The 14,701-nt window shown below is 63.5% G+C and carries 14 protein-coding genes; 5 read left to right on the top strand and 9 right to left on the bottom strand.

Translation table 11 applies throughout. The features are described from left to right. Positions 1–104 precede the first annotated feature (104 nt). Positions 105–2,717 carry an alanine--tRNA ligase gene (gene alaS, locus OX459_RS19720; RefSeq protein WP_289906268.1) on the bottom strand — a complete coding sequence of 871 codons (2,613 nt, stop codon included), beginning with the start codon at positions 2,715–2,717 and terminating at the stop codon, positions 105–107. A gap of 119 nt (positions 2,718–2,836) precedes the next feature. Next, entirely contained in the window at positions 2,837–3,295 is a 459-nt protein-coding gene (locus OX459_RS19725) for a transcriptional repressor (RefSeq protein ID WP_289906269.1), read from the bottom strand. Between the two features lie 158 nt (positions 3,296–3,453). Here OX459_RS19725 and OX459_RS19730 point away from each other — a divergent pair, with 158 nt between their 5' ends. Next, positions 3,454–5,511: a TonB-dependent receptor gene (locus tag OX459_RS19730; RefSeq protein WP_289906270.1), complete on the top strand. Its 2,058-nt coding sequence runs from the start codon at positions 3,454–3,456 to the stop codon at positions 5,509–5,511. A 137-nt stretch (positions 5,512–5,648) separates the two neighbouring features. Here the strand turns inward: OX459_RS19730 and ugpQ are convergent, their stop codons facing one another. Next, positions 5,649–6,389 (bottom strand): glycerophosphodiester phosphodiesterase, encoded by a 741-nt coding sequence (ugpQ, locus tag OX459_RS19735; RefSeq protein WP_289906271.1) that lies wholly within the window; start codon positions 6,387–6,389, stop codon positions 5,649–5,651. Between the two features lie 197 nt (positions 6,390–6,586). Between ugpQ and OX459_RS19740 the strand changes: the two genes are divergently transcribed. Together OX459_RS19740 and OX459_RS19745 are read left to right on the top strand one after the other, a co-directional pair. Beyond that, on the top strand, positions 6,587–7,705 hold the full coding sequence (locus OX459_RS19740; protein WP_289906272.1) for a histidine kinase: 1,119 nt from the start codon (positions 6,587–6,589) through the stop codon (positions 7,703–7,705). After that, on the top strand, positions 7,702–8,586 hold the full coding sequence (locus tag OX459_RS19745) for a LytTR family DNA-binding domain-containing protein (protein ID WP_289906273.1): 885 nt from the start codon (positions 7,702–7,704) through the stop codon (positions 8,584–8,586). The genes OX459_RS19740 and OX459_RS19745 overlap by 4 nt, the downstream gene beginning before the upstream one ends. Before the next feature lie 5 nt (positions 8,587–8,591). Here the strand turns inward: OX459_RS19745 and OX459_RS19750 are convergent, their stop codons facing one another. Beyond that, a complete protein-coding gene (locus OX459_RS19750; RefSeq protein ID WP_070257487.1) occupies positions 8,592–8,918 on the bottom strand; it encodes a hypothetical protein in 327 nt (108 codons plus the stop codon). 176 nt (positions 8,919–9,094) lie between these two features. On the opposite strand from OX459_RS19750, the gene OX459_RS19755 reads away from it, so the two are divergent. Continuing rightward, on the top strand, positions 9,095–9,739 hold the full coding sequence (locus tag OX459_RS19755; RefSeq protein WP_289906274.1) for a hypothetical protein: 645 nt from the start codon (positions 9,095–9,097) through the stop codon (positions 9,737–9,739). A 5-nt stretch (positions 9,740–9,744) separates the two neighbouring features. Here OX459_RS19755 and OX459_RS19760 read toward each other — a convergent pair whose 3' ends face one another. Beyond that, positions 9,745–11,019, bottom strand: coding sequence for an MFS transporter (locus OX459_RS19760; RefSeq protein ID WP_289906275.1), 1,275 nt, complete (start codon positions 11,017–11,019; stop codon positions 9,745–9,747). Positions 11,020–11,126: 107 nt separating this feature from the next. Between OX459_RS19760 and OX459_RS19765 the strand changes: the two genes are divergently transcribed. Then, positions 11,127–12,029 carry a LysR family transcriptional regulator gene (locus OX459_RS19765; RefSeq protein WP_077400521.1) on the top strand — a complete coding sequence of 301 codons (903 nt, stop codon included), beginning with the start codon at positions 11,127–11,129 and terminating at the stop codon, positions 12,027–12,029. Positions 12,030–12,057: 28 nt separating this feature from the next. On the opposite strand, the gene OX459_RS19770 is transcribed toward OX459_RS19765, so the two are convergent. The 4 genes from OX459_RS19770 to OX459_RS19785 form a co-directional block, all read right to left on the bottom strand. Further along, positions 12,058–12,930: a hypothetical protein gene (locus OX459_RS19770; RefSeq protein ID WP_289906276.1), complete on the bottom strand. Its 873-nt coding sequence runs from the start codon at positions 12,928–12,930 to the stop codon at positions 12,058–12,060. 19 nt (positions 12,931–12,949) lie between these two features. Next, positions 12,950–13,750, bottom strand: coding sequence for a hypothetical protein (locus OX459_RS19775; RefSeq protein ID WP_034781755.1), 801 nt, complete (start codon positions 13,748–13,750; stop codon positions 12,950–12,952). Next, positions 13,740–14,252 carry a hypothetical protein gene (locus OX459_RS19780; protein ID WP_034781751.1) on the bottom strand — a complete coding sequence of 171 codons (513 nt, stop codon included), beginning with the start codon at positions 14,250–14,252 and terminating at the stop codon, positions 13,740–13,742. The genes OX459_RS19775 and OX459_RS19780 overlap by 11 nt, the downstream gene beginning before the upstream one ends. A 96-nt stretch (positions 14,253–14,348) precedes the next feature. Continuing rightward, positions 14,349–14,642 carry a DnaJ domain-containing protein gene (locus OX459_RS19785; protein ID WP_010395442.1) on the bottom strand — a complete coding sequence of 98 codons (294 nt, stop codon included), beginning with the start codon at positions 14,640–14,642 and terminating at the stop codon, positions 14,349–14,351. Positions 14,643–14,701: the final 59 nt, after the last annotated feature.

A 14,701-nucleotide genomic window follows, 5' to 3' on the forward strand; every position in this document is an offset into this window, starting at 1 on the left:
GTCACAACGAGATTCCACACGGCAAAACGGCCCGCAAACACCGTCTGCGGGCCGTTTTCAAGGGGCTGTGGGGCGAAAACCCCGCATGGAGCCTAGCTTACGCCTTATTTCGCGCGTTCGCCGACCCAGGCCGGCACGCCGGCCAGGGCGTTCGCCAAGCCGCTCGGATCGGTGCCGCCCGCTTGCGCCATATCGGGGCGTCCGCCGCCTTTTCCGCCCACTTGCTGTGCAACGAAGTTCACCAGCTCGCCCGCTTTGACCTTGCCAGTCGCGTCGGCCGTGACGCCGGCGATCAGGCTGACCTTGCCGTCGGCCACGCTGGCCAGCACGATGGCGGCCGTTTTCAGCTTGTCCTTCAGCTTGTCCATGGTTTCGCGCAAGCGGGCCACGTCGGCGCCGTCCAGCACGGCTGCGAGCACCTTGATGCCGTTGACATCGACGGCTTGCGTGACCAGTTCATCGCCCTGGCCCGACGCCAGTTTCGATTTCAGCGCGGCCAGTTCCTTCTCCAGCGCCTTCACGTGGTCCTGCACCTGGCCGATGCGGGCAGTGAGCTCTTCCGGCTGCGCCTTCAGGGCATTGGCTGCCTCGACCAGGCGGCGGTTGATGGTTTGCACCAGCGTCAGCGCGCCCTCGCCCGTCACGGCTTCCACGCGGCGGATGCCGGCGGCCACGCCGCTTTCGGCGATGATCTTGAACAAGCCGATATCGCCCGTGCGCTGCACGTGGACACCGCCGCACAGCTCTTTCGAGCTGCCGATGTCGAGCACGCGCACTTCGTCGCCGTATTTCTCGCCGAACAGGGCCATCGCGCCATGCTTGACAGCATCGTCAAACGACATCAGGTGCGCTTGCGTGGCGCGGTTTTCCAGGATCTCTTTATTGACAATGGTTTCCACGGCGGCGATTTGCTCTGCCGTCATCGGTGCATTGTGGCTGAAGTCGAAACGGGTTTTATCGGGGTCGACCAGCGAACCCTTTTGCGCCACGTGGCTGCCCAGCACTTCACGCAAGGCCTTGTGCATCAAGTGCGTGGCCGAGTGGTTGCGGATGGTGCGCGCGCGCTTGGCCGTATCGACTTGCGCCGAGACGGCGTCGCCCACCTTCAGCGCGCCCGATTCCAGCACGCCGTGGTGGCCGAAGACGTCGGCCTGGATTTTCAGGGTGTCGCTGACGGCAAAGCTGCCCGCGCCCGAGGAAATCACGCCCTGGTCGCCCACCTGGCCGCCCGATTCCGCGTAGAACGGCGTCGTGTCGAGCACGACGATGCCCGCTTCACCGGCTTTCAGTTCAGCTACCTGCGTGCCGGCCGCGTACAGCGCGACGACCTTGCTGCTGAACGTCAATTGATCGTAGCCGACGAAGGTGTTTTTCTCGCCCGTGTACTCGACCTTGCTGTCCTTGTGCGTCTTGCCGCCCTTGCGCGACAGTTCCTGGCTTTCCTTCAGGGCCGCGTCGTAGCCGGCCTGGTCGAACGTGATGTCGCGTTCGCGGCAGATGTCGGCCGTCAGGTCCGGCGGGAAGCCGTAGGTTTCGTACAGGGTGAAGGCGGTGGCGCCGTCGATGCCCGTGGCATCCTTGGCCAGCTGCGCTTCCAGCACTTTCATGCCCGTTTCCAGGGTTTCGCCGAAACGCTCTTCCTCGGCCTTCAGCATGTTGGCGACGTTGTCTTTCGCTTCTTCCAGCTCGGGATAGGCGCCGCCCATCTCGATGGCCAGGTCGGCCACCAGCTTGTAGAAGAATGGTTTCGTCTGGCCCAGCTTGTGGCCATGGCGCAAGGCGCGGCGGATGATGCGGCGCAACACATACGCGCGGCCTTCGCTGCCCGGGATGATGCCGTCGACGATCATGAAGGCGGCGGCGCGGATGTGGTCGGCGATCACGCGCAGCGACTTGTTTTCCAGGTCGGTGGCGCCCGTTTCGCGCGCGGCAGCCTTGATCAGGTGCTGGAACAGGTCGATTTCATAGTTCGAATGCACGTGCTGCAGCACGGCGGCCAGGCGCTCCATGCCCATGCCCGTGTCCACGCATGGCTTCGGCAACTTGTGCATGACGCCCGCTTCATCGCGGTTGAACTGCATGAACACCAGGTTCCAGATTTCAATGAAGCGGTCGCCGTCTTCGTCAGGCGAGCCCGGCGGGCCGCCAGGAATGTCGGCGCCGTGGTCGTAGAAGATTTCCGTGCATGGACCGCATGGGCCCGTGTCCGCCATCTGCCAGAAATTGTCCGACGCGTAGCGCGAGCCCTTGTTGTCGCCGATGCGGATGATGCGCTCGGTTGGCACGCCAATTTCTTTCGCCCAGATATCGTACGCTTCGTCATCTTCGATGTAGACGGTGACGGTCAGCTTATCGGCCGGCAAGCCATATACCTTGGTCAGCAATTCCCACGCGTATTGAATCGCGTCGCGCTTGAAATAGTCGCCGAAGCTGAAGTTGCCCAGCATTTCAAAGAAGGTGTGGTGGCGCGCCGTGTAGCCGACGTTTTCCAGGTCGTTGTGCTTGCCGCCGGCGCGCACGCAGCGCTGCACGGAAGTGGCACGCGTGTACGGACGGCTGTCCGTGCCCGTAAACACATCCTTGAATTGCACCATGCCGCTGTTCGTCAACAGCAAGGTCGGATCGTTGCCTGGCACCAGGGAGCTGGAACGGACGATGGAATGGCCCTTGGACTCGAAAAATTTGAGGAACTTGTCGCGGATTTCAGTTGATTTCATGTTTTTTTGGCAAAGAGTGGCGGCAGCTTTAAAGGGAAGATTATACGTGATATGGGGTGCGGCAATGACGGCGGGCCAGGGCATTGTTGCGCCCGTGCCAACATCGACAACCTGCCCGCTCAGGCCGGGTCGTGGTGGCTGGCGCAGGCGTGCGGTGCAGGCGCGGCCTTGGCCGCCGCAGCGGATGGCGTAGGGCCGGCGGCCGCATTGCAGTCGGCGCAGCGGCCGTACAGGGTCAGTTCGTGGCGCTCGACGACAAAGCCTTGCGGCGCCATGCGCTTCAAGTCGCCCGGGCAATCATGCACGTCGAACACGCGCTGGCACGTGGTGCACTGGAAATGGTGGTGGTGGTGATTGGCGGCCGTGTTCGACTCATAGCGCGGGTTTTCACCCGGCAAGGTCACCACGTGCACCTTTTCTTCCAGCACCAGCGATTTCAAGTTGCGGTAAACGGTGGCGATGCCCAGCTGCGTCACCTGCAAGCTGGCTTGTTCGAGGATTTCCTGCGCCGACAAGGGGCGCTGGGCCGACTCGATGGCGGCTTGAATAGCGGTTTTTTGACGTGTTGTGCGTTCCATAGCCGACAGAATACACCATCCGCCTGACTCCCCTGCCCGGAAAAACTGTCACACAGTAATGATAATGGGTTATCATTATCATCTTCTGGCAGCCACCCCATCCGGCAATGGCCTGCCCCGACCCGTCAAACCGATCGCCGATAAAGGAATTCTTGCCCATGTCCGTCCGTCCTCACCAACCCACTCCCCTCGCGCTGGCCATCATGCTGGCCTTTGCCGCCCCTGCCAGCGCCGTGGCGCAGCAAGCGACAACCTTGCCCGCCGTGACCGTCTCGGCCAGCGCCCTGGCCCTGGGCAGCGACGACATGAGCACGCCCGTCACCGTGCTCGAAGGCGAGGAACTGGTGCGCGCCCGCGAAGCGACCCTGGGCGAAACCCTGGCCGGCCAGCCGGGCATCACGTCCAGCCATTTCGGCGCCGGCGCCAGCCGTCCCATCATCCGCGGCATGGATGGCCCGCGCGTGAAAGTACTGTCCGACGGCGCGGAAGTGCAGGACGCGTCGACCATCAGCCCCGATCATGCCGTCGCGGCCGAACCGATGCTGTCGGAACAGATCGAAGTCTTGCGCGGCCCGTCCGCGCTGGCCTACGGCGGCGGCGCCGTCGGCGGCGTGGTCAATGTGATCGACAAGAAAATCCCCACGCGCGTGCCGGCGAAAGGTTTTGAAGGCAGCGCGGAAGTGCGCGCCAACTCGGCCGCGCGCGAAAAGGCGGGCGCCTTTGAAGTCACTGGCGGCTCCGGCAACATCGCCTTCCACGCGGAAGGCGTCAAGCGCGACGCGAAGGAATACAAGGTCGGCAGCGGCTGGGAAGGCGGTTCGAAAGTGGCCGGCAGCTACAACAAGACGGACACGGGCAGCGTGGGCGTGTCGTGGGTGGGAGCGCGCGGATTCCTGGGCCTGGCCTTCACGAGCCAGCATGCGGAATACGGCTTGCCTGGCCACAACCACGAATTCGAAAGCTGCCACCCGCACGGCACGCATCTGCACTGCGGCGGCCACGAAGGCCACGGCCATGGCGATGAAGAGGAACACGACCACGATCACGAGCATGAAAGCGTGCCGTACGTGAAGCTGAAGAGCGAGCGCTGGGACGTGCGCGGCGAATTGCGCGATCCGGTTCCCGGCTTCGCCAAGCTGCGCCTGCGTGCTTCGTTTACCGATTACAAGCACGATGAAATCGAAGGCACGGAAATCGCCACCACCTTCAAGAACAAGGGCCACGATGCGCGCCTGGAAATGGAACACCATCCCGTCTTCGGCTGGCGCGGCGTGGTGGGCCTGCAAACGTCGAAGCGCGATTTCTCCGCCCTGGGCGAAGAAGCGTACGTGGCGCCGACGGTAACGAAGAAGCACGCGGCCTTCCTGGTCGAGGAATACAAGCTCGACCAATGGCGCTTCGAAGCGGGCTTGCGCCACGAATGGCAAGACATCACGGTCGACAGCGCCACCTTGCAAGACCGCAGCGCCAAGGGTACGTCGATCTCGCTGGGCGCCGTGTGGAAATTCGCGCCCCAGTACTCGCTCGGTTCGACCATTTCCCGCACGCACCGCCTGCCCAGCGCCGAAGAACTGTATGCGCACGGCGTGCACATGGCCACGGCCACGTATGAGCTGGGCAATCAAAACCTGGGCAAGGAAACGTCGAACAATATCGATTTGACCTTGCGCAAATACGCGGGCGCCACGACCTTCTCGGCCAGCGCCTACCGCAACAAGGTGGACAATTACATCTTCGGCTCCACCCTGGACAGCCACGAAGGCTTCCAGCTGATCCAGTACGCGCAGCGCGACGCAACCTTCACGGGCGTGGAAGGCCAGATCCGCCAGCAATTGAACCCCATGTTCGGCGCCAGCGTGTTCGGCGACTACGTGCGGGCCAAGCTGGCCGACGGCGGAGGCAACCTGCCGCGCATCCCGGCCCAGCGCGTCGGCGTGAAGGTCGACGCCAACTGGCAGGCATGGAGCGGCGTGGCCGAGTTCTACCGCGTGGGCAAGCAGGATAAAGTGGCAGCGTTCGAAACGGCCACGCCGGGCTACAACATGCTGAACCTGTCCGCCAACTACGACACGCGCATCGGCACGATGCCAGCCCAGTTCTACATCAAGGCGAACAACCTGACGAATGAACTGGCGTACAGCCACACCTCGTTCATCAAGAATGCGGCGCCTTTGACGGGGCGCAATATTGCAGCAGGCGTGCGCGTGACGTTCTAGTCGCACCTGACATAAGCTACTACGCGTCGTGATATACGGCCTGCGATGCTCACTGTGCTGTAGCACAGCTGCGCTTCTCGGCCATATCTCACTTCCGCTCGCTACGCTTCTGTCAGGCGCTGTTGAGCTGAATGTTGTCAGCTTGCCTTGATCAGATCGATCCTGTCCGTACAAAACCCGTCCACACCCCAGGCCAGCAGCTCGCTGGCCCGCTCGGGGGTGTTGACGGTGTAGCAAAACAATCCCAATCCCTCTTCCTTGACTGCCAGCGCCTGCGCGCGCGTCAGCTGCTGGTGGTCGCAATGGAGCGCCACCACGCCCAGTTCGCGGGCCGTCCGCGCCCAGCCATCCGGTATCTGTTCGACCAGCCAGCCGCGCGCCAGTTCCGGGGCCGCCTGGCGCGCCGCCTCCAGCGCCGCAATGCTGAACGACGATAGCAGCGGCAATAATTCACCTGCAGCGATTTCCTGCGCAAAATGATCGCGCGTGGCCAGCGCCACGGTCTTGCCCGTGGGCACGTCGAAGCCGGGCGCCGGCTTGATTTCGATATTCATCCAGATGCGCTGCGCCTTGCAATAGTTCACGACGGCGGCGAAGGTGGGCACGCCTTCGCCCGCGAAAGCGGGGCCGAACCAGGCGCCCGCCTCCATCGCTCCCAGCTGCGCGGCCGTGTAATCGTTGACAAGGCCGCTGCCGGCCACGGTGCGGCCCAGTTCGGGGTCGTGCACGACGACGGGCACGCCGTCGGACGCCAGCATGACGTCGAATTCCACGGCGCGGTAGCCGTAGGCCAGGCCGCAGCGCAGGGCGGCCAGGGTATTTTCAGGCGCCAGGGTGCCGCCGCCGCGGTGCGCCAGGGTGCGTGGATAAGGCCACATGATGCTTCCTTTATAGCAATTCCATGGATATGGACTGTCTTGCCATACTATTGCGTGCCTGCCCTGAAAAGTAAAGCGGCCCCGTTTGGCGATCCTCCGCCGCGAATGGCGGCGCGCCAGCCCCGTTTCGTCGCAGCCCGGTTGCGCCCAGGCTTGCGCTGGCACACAATGCCCCATCGCTACCAGCAGACACCACCATGAAAACCGACGCAACATCCGCCGCAGCGCCAGCAGCCAAGGCCAGGTCTCCGTACTACCGCATGCTGCCCGACGCGCGCTATGCGCTGGCGCTGAACGTGATTTGCGCGCTGGTCATTACCTTCATCCTCAATCCGGGCAGCCATTTCGGGCAAAACTTGATCGCCTCGATGTGCATCGGCACGATCGCCTTCTTGCTGATCGACGGCATGCGCCTGACCCTGTGGGGCGAAGGCCAGCGGCCGAAATTCCTGCCCTTCATGCTCATCATCCTCATTTCCGTGCCCGTGGCGCAAATGCTGGGCCTGACCCTGTTCAGCTGGCTGACAGGCGTGGACGTGGGCGGCTTCGAAAGCCTGCTGCCTACCCAGATGATCAGCACGCTCGTATTCACCCTGCTGGCCACGGGCGGCGCCGTGCTGTTCTTCTCCAGCCGCGAAAAAATTGCCCGCCTGCAAATGGAAGCCGCCCAGGAAAAAGCCCGCGCCGAATCCGTGGCGCGCCAGGCTATGCAAGCCCAGCTGCAGCTGCTGCAGGCGCAGATCGAGCCGCACATGCTGTTCAACACCCTGGCCAACCTGCAAGGCCTGATCAGCTTTGACCCGGAGCGCGCCCAGTTGCTGCTCGACCAGCTGATCCAGTATCTGCGCGCCACCCTCTCTTCCTCGCGCGCCGGGTCCACCACCCTGGAGCAGGAATTTTCCCTGATGCAAGCCTACCTGGGCCTGATGTCGATACGCATGGGTGCGCGCCTGCGCTTTACGCTGGACTTGCCCGACACTTTGCGCCAGATCAAGGTGCCTCCCATGCTTCTGCAACCGCTGGTGGAAAACGCCATCCAGCACGGCCTGGAACCGAAGATAGAAGGCGGACACATCCACGTGCAGGCATCCACGGACGCTGGCGTGCTGCTGCTCACCGTCAGCGACGATGGCCTGGGCCTCGACCATCCGGGCCAGACCAAGGGTACCCACCTGGGCGTGGCGAATATCCGCGAACGCCTGCACGGCATGCATGGCGATGCCGCCAGCCTGTCGCTGACCGCCAACCATCCGGCAGGCGCGACCGCCCGCCTGACACTTCCCCTTCCACCCACCATCACGAGCCACCTCGCATGAGCCCACATATCCCACGCGCGCCGCGCGCCCTGATCGCCGAAGACGAACCCATCCTCGCCGCCGCCCTCGCGCACGCCTTGCAACGGCTGTGGCCGGAGCTCGACATCGTTGCCACTTGCCCCAACGGCGTGGAAGCCTTGCGGCAAGGCCTGGCGCTGCAACCCGACATATTATTTCTCGACATCAAGATGCCGGGCAAGACGGGCCTGGAAGCGGCCGAAGAGCTGGCGGAGCAGTGGCCGGACGGCGTGCCTTTCCCCCACATCGTGTTTGTCACCGCCTACGACGAATACGCGCTGGCGGCCTTCGAACACGCGGCCGCCGATTACGTCTTAAAACCCGTCAACGATGCGCGCCTGGGCAAGACGGTGGAACGCCTGCAGCAACGCTTGCGCGACAGCGCCGGCGGCAACGGTACAGCTACAGCTACGGCTACAGCAAGCCCAACGCCAGCGACCGCGCCAGCCGCCACGGCAGCGTCGGCAGCCGAGTCCGCCAGCGACGGCAACATGGCCCGCCTGCTGAGCCAGTTGCAAGCCATGCTGCCGCCCGCGCCGCGCCTGCAAATGATACGTGCCGCCGTCGGCAACAGCGTGCGCATGATCGCCCTGGCCGATGTCGTGTATTTCGAAGCGCTGGACAAATACATCAACGTCGTGTGCCAGGACAGCGAAGCGCTGATACGCACGAGCCTGAAAGAGTTGCTGCCCCAGCTGGACCCGCAACAATTCTGGCAAATCCACCGGGGCACCATCGTCAACGCCAGCGCCATCGCCACGGCCGTGCGCGACGAGGCCGGCAAGCTGTCGCTGACCCTGCGCCAGCATCCGGCGCAACTGCGCGTCAGCCCTTTATATGCCCATTTGTTCCGCCAGATGTAAAACCGTTAGTGCAGCTGATGCTTCAGGTCCGATAATTCATCATGCACCTTGAGCACGGCACTCTTCATTTCCGGCGTCACGCTGGCCGCCGTGCCGCATGCCCGCTTGGCGCGGTCGCCCAGCGATTCCATCTGGTCGACGGCTTGCCGGATGCGCGCATCGTCCTGCGTGTCGATGGCTTGCCGCACGGCGTTCTTTTGCTGGTCCAGCTGGTTGATGCAATCCTTCAAGTCCATCGGCATGCCCTGCTGCTTGCCGCACAGCTGGGCCGCCTGGCCGATCGCATGTTCAATGGCGCCAAAGCGCCGTGCCACTTCCTTTACTTGCATCATGATGATCTCCTGTTCGCGTGGTGTCCGGGTTGGATCACCAGACTGGCGCAGGGTTCCCCGCCAGCCGCCATGGCATCGAAATTTCCACCTGGCACTTTTTTGTAAGCACTGGTGACATTTTAGATAATTATCAAATCCTTCAGATACATTGGCGTACCTGAACCACCATGTCATCCATGACCTCGCCTACTACCCTGCCCCGCCGCGCTCCCAGCCTGCTGCTGATCGTCCTGCTGCACCTTGGCTTTGCGTACATCGTCTTGCAGTCGCGGCCCCGCGCCGTCATGGATGAACACTTGCCGCAGGGTCCGGCCATCGCCTGGCTGCGCCACACGCTCCCGGCGCCGCCCAAGCCGGTCCCCGTACCGTTGCCCGACGCAAAACCGGCCGCCGCACGCCCGCCGCACCTGCCCATGCCGGCGCCCGTCAGCCGCCCCTTGCCCGTTCCCGCCGCCGAACAGGCGCCGGCGCCGGCAATGCCGGAAGCGATCACGCTCGCCGCGCCGCCCAGCGCGGCCGACATCCTGGCGCAAGCCAAGCGCGACGTGGGTAAGATCGACAAGGAGCTACGCAAGGAATTCCCGCAACGGGGTGGGGAGAAATTCGACGACACGGGCTTCAAGCGCATGCAGCAGGGATTTGCCGAGGCCTACGCGGCCGTGCCGCCGAAATGGTATGAAGCGTCAAGGATCGAGGAGATCGGCGCGAACGAGGCCAAGGGCAGCCGCACCTATAAAATCACCAGCGCGCTGGGTACCTTGTGCGTGACCACGCGCGCGGGCAAGCAGGGGGAAACGATGATCGGCATGTGTCCCAAATAGCTGCCTCAGCCTACCGCTTCGCGCGCCCCCAGCGGCTGCAAATGGCGCAGGCGCAAGGCGATCAGCACGCCGCCGCCCAGGCACACGCCCAGCATGACGACCACGCCCGTCCAGCCGTCGAAGCCCCACATCATGCCCGAGGCGGACCCGATCAGGCTGGAACCCAGGTAATAGAACAGCAAATAAAAGGCCGAGGCCAGCGCCTGCGGCGCGCGGGCGCGGCGGCTGACCCAGCTGCTGGCGATCGAGTGCGAGGCAAAGAAGCCGAAGGTGGCCAGCGCCATGCCGATGACGATCAGCGGCAGCGAATCGAACAGGGTCAATACAATGCCGGACAGCATCACCGACAGCATGATCCACAGCACGCCCCGGCGCCCCAGGCGGTCCACCAGGCGGCCCGCCCAGACGGAACTGAAGATGCCGATCAGGTACAAAAAGGCCAGCAAGCCGACCGTACTCTGGCGCAAGCCGAAGGGAGCGGCCAGCAGACGGTAGCCGATGTAGTTATACAGGCTGACGAAGCAGCCCATCAGCACGAACGCCAGGCAGAACAGCCACGGCAAGCCCTTATCCGAAAAATGCTGCCTGATCGCGTGCGGCAAGGCATTCCAGCCCTTTGTGCTGGGCACGAAGTTCTTCGACGCGGGCAGGCTGCGCCAGAATTCCGCCGCTGCTAGCACGCCGGCCACGCCCAGCACGCCCAGGGCCCAGCGCCACGACAGGAAATCGCTAAGCATGGATGCCACCAGCCGCCCCGACATGCCGCCAAACGCGCTGCCGGCGATATACAGTCCCATCGACAGGCCCAGCGACGGCCCTTCGATTTCCTCGCCCAGATACGCCATGGCCACGGCCGGCATGCCGCCCAGGGCCACGCCCAGCGCGGCGCGGATCGCCAGCAACTGCGCATAATCCTGCGCGAACGCGGACAAAATGGTCAATATTGCGGCGGAAAACATCGACGCCACCATCAGCGGCTTGCGGCCCACCCGGTCCGACACCGCGCTCAGCAGCACCAGCGAGATGGCCAGCAAGCCGCTCGACACGGACAGGGACCAGCTGCTTTGCGCCGGCGTCAGATGAAACTGGTGCGACAGCAGCGGGAACAGGGGCTGGATGCAATACAGCAAGCTGAAAGTGGAAAAGCCGCCAAAGAACAGCGCGCGGTTGCTGCGCTTGAATTCGATGGAACCCTTGGCGATGGCCGTGCGGGGAGCGGGAGCGGCAGGCGAAAGCGCCGGAGTGGCGGCGGAGGCATAAGCAAGCGATGAATCAGACATGGCCGTGTTCGTGAAAGAAGCGAGTCTTCATCTTAGGATTGCCAACTCATATCGTCCAATATATATTTAAGGCCCAACTCATACTTTAAAACGATTACTGGACGAATATGGAACTGCGCCACCTGCGTTATTTTGTCGCCGTCGCCGAGGAGTTGCACTTCACGCGCGCGGCCGAGCGCCTGCACATCGGCCAGCCGCCGCTAAGCCAGCAAATCCAGGCGCTGGAGGCGGAATTGGGCGCCCAGTTGTTCGAGCGCAACAAGCGCTCCGTGCGGCTGACGCAGGCGGGCACGCTGTTCCTCGACGATGCGCGGCGCATCCTGGCCCTGTCGGAGCAGGCGGCCGTGACGGCGCGCCGGGCCCAGCGGGGCGAAGCGGGCGAATTGCGCATCGGTTTTACCTTTTCCACGCCGTTTACGCCGTATTTCGCCACCGTCATCAACCGCTACCGCCAGCTCTTTCCGCACGTCACATTGACCCTGCACGAAATGGCGACATTGCATCAGCTGGAAGCGATCAGTGGCAGGACCATGGACCTGGGTTTCGTGCGCCCGCCGGAAACGACGTATCCCTCCGATATCAAGCTGACGCAACTGCGCCAGGACCCGCTGTTCCTCGTGCTGCCCGTCGCCCATGCGCTGGCGGCCAAGGAGGCGATTGCCATTGCCGACATGGCGGGCGAAGGTTTTGTCATGTACCCCAAGGATGCGGGCACGGGGATTTATCCGCAGATCTTCCGCCTGTGCAAGGCGGCCGGCTTCGTGCCCCAGGTGGCGCAGGAAGCGGGCGAGGCGTCGACCATCATCGGCCTGGTGGCGGCCGGCTGCGGCATTTCCGTCCTGCCCGCCTCGTTCGACCGCATCCGCATGGATGGCGTGTGCTACCGCCCGATCGACGACCCGCAGGCGACGACCAGTCTGTTACTGGCGCAAAGGGAAGAAGAAACGTCGCCGCTGGTGGCGGCGTTCGTGAAACTGGCCGAGGAAGCGGCGCTGGAAGGGGGAGCGTAGGCCGGCAAGCGCCGGCCCACGTACTGCATTACGAGTAGTCGGCGTCCAGCTCCGAACCCGCGTAGTTTTCCAGGTCCTCGAACAGGCTCTTCATGCTGGCCCGCGTGAGAATCTTATGCACGACGGTGCAGCTGCGGCGGTACGAAGCGATGCGGTCGAGCAACACCGGATGGTGCTGCACGGGCACCTTGGCCACCAGGGCGGCCCAGCCTTCCTCGAAGTCGGGCTTGTTCTTGCGCACGGAACGCACGAAGCGCTCGAACTCCTTCTGCCCCGTGCGCGCGATGACGCGCCCGCCGCCTTCGATGGCGAAGATGATGGCCAGGGCGATGACGCCCTCGGCATTCAAGTCGCTGTCGCTGACGGGGCCATTGTCGTGGTGGCGGCGCAGCCAGCCGGCCAGGCGCACGACGGCTTGCACTTCCTTGCGCTGTTGCAACTGCAACGCATACTTTTCATAGCCGGCCCAGTTCTGGTTCGGGTCGGCCTGGCAAATATCGATGAACAGCTCGCGCAGGCGCCGCTGCAGGTAGACGGGGTCCTGGTCGTACTCGCCCACGAGGGCGTCTTCCGGCAGCTGCGACAATTCCTTGATCAGGCGAAAGCCCACCTGGAACGCGTGTTCGGCGCCGTGCTCGACGAGGAAATCGAGCGCGGCCTGGTCGCCTTCATGCGAGACGGCCTGTTCCAGGCCCAAGGACACGCCGCCCACCGTCAAATACAGCGCTTTCTGGATGCCGTCGGCCGTGCGTTCATTCGTGAACTTCTCGGCCACCATGGCCGTGATGCCCGTCAATTCATCGGCCAGGTTCAGGGCCGCGTCTTCGCGCGGGTCGCCCGGCAACAGTTTGATGGCGCGCACCAGGCGCGGAAGATTCTCTACAACAATTGCTGGCAGCATTAGACGTTCCCTGCTTTCATCAAGAGAAAATGCCCGTGCCCAGGCTGCGGCGCGTGCTGGAACGCGGCGCGCTGCGCGTGCTCGGCACTTGCTTGCGCAGGCGGTACAGCAATTCCTTGGTACTGCGCTGCAACATGGTCGGCTCTTCATCCGGGTCGTCCGAGTATTCCGCGTCGGCCAGGTCGGCGCTGTGGCGGAAGTCGGGGAACAGTTCGAACAGCGAACGGTCCCAGCCGTCTTCATTCGCTTGCGCCAGCTCAATGGCCAGCGGCACGACGTCGTTGTCGGACGACGTCACGCCCGTCACATACGGTCCCTTGATGACGATCTCGCCCGCCACTTCGAGGATTTCCTTCGGCGCCATCGAGAACAGGATGGCGAACGCCGTGGCGCCCCAGTCGGTGGCGGACGCTTCGAGCAGCAGCTCGCGGCGGCGCTCGGCGTCGTCGGTGGAAAACACGACGCCGTGGATGTGCGCGAACAGGGCTTCGGCGATGCGTTCCGGATCATCCTCGATCTGGTCGTCGCTCCAGGTGGCGGCGATGAAGGCCAGGCTGTCGGCCCAGGCTTTCGGCGGTACCAGCAAGGTCGCCAGCGACATCTTGCCCCCGTCGAAGCCGGCCAGGTGCAGGGCCGTCACTTGCGGCGGGATGGCATTCAGCACTTCCACCACGGCAAGATCGCCGTACTGGTCGGCCGCGTCGGCAAACGCCTGCTCGGCGTGGCCCAGCGAACCGGACAGCACCAATTCCGTGACTTGTTTCGTCAGCGCGGGAAGATTGCTCTTTTGATCCGCATTTTGCTTGTCATTATCTGCCATGGTCATCTCCATCCTGGTCAAACATCTGGGCGAAATCGTCGGTCGCTTCGTCTTCATCGTGCTCGTCGTCGCCGTCGTCATTGGCGGCCAGCTGGTCCAGCGACTGGTCGTCGTCGTCCCACAGGCGGGGATTCTTGTGCAGGAAGGCCGTGATGATGGCCTGGCGCGCCAGGTCGGGGAAGCTTTCCTCGATGGCGGCGTACATCTTGGCCGCTTCCGGCGCGGCGCACGCGGCCATGGAAAACACGCGGGCCGTATCGCCGAATTCGTAGTCTTCGCTTTCGGCCAGCAAGCCTTTCGGGTCGCTGAAGGTGATGTGGTCGACCAGCGCGAAGGCCAGCATGTTCACGTCTTCGATGCCGCCGCCGCTCGCGTATTCGCCCACCAGCGCGTCGACCATGCTCTTGTAGTTCTTGCGGTTCGGCGGGTCGCCGAGGATGCCTTCGATCTGGCCTTCCAGCTCGCGCGACTGATACGCGAATTCAGGGTGTACTCTTCTCATGCTGTGCTTTCCAATGTAATGCGCGGCGCTGGATTAACAGCGCCGTTGTTGTTGTTTTTCAAGTAATTCTGGCCGGCTGATGCGGGCCGCATCGAGTTAATCGGCAGGTAATACTGTACCGTGGAGGCGGAACACGCCGCACCACAGGGCATAGGCTTCCGCTTCCGGATCGATGATGATGCGGTGGTTCACGCTCTGGTCGTATTCGGCGCGCTTGGCCGGGTCGGCCAGGATCTCATACGCCTTGGTGACGCTCTTGAAGCGCGCCTCGGCGCCGGGGGCCTGGTTGCGGTCGGGGTGGAAGCGCATGGCCAGCGAACGGTAAACCTTCTTGATTTCATCGTCGCTGGCATTGGGCGCGACACCGAGGACGTTATATAAATTTTCCATAAAAGGCTCCGGGGTCACGTTTTTCTACTAATTAAAGGCGAATTATCCTATAGAACGGC

The organism is Janthinobacterium sp. SUN026 (genome assembly GCF_030397625.1).
In the GTDB taxonomy this organism is placed as follows: domain Bacteria; phylum Pseudomonadota; class Gammaproteobacteria; order Burkholderiales; family Burkholderiaceae_D; genus Janthinobacterium; species Janthinobacterium kumbetense.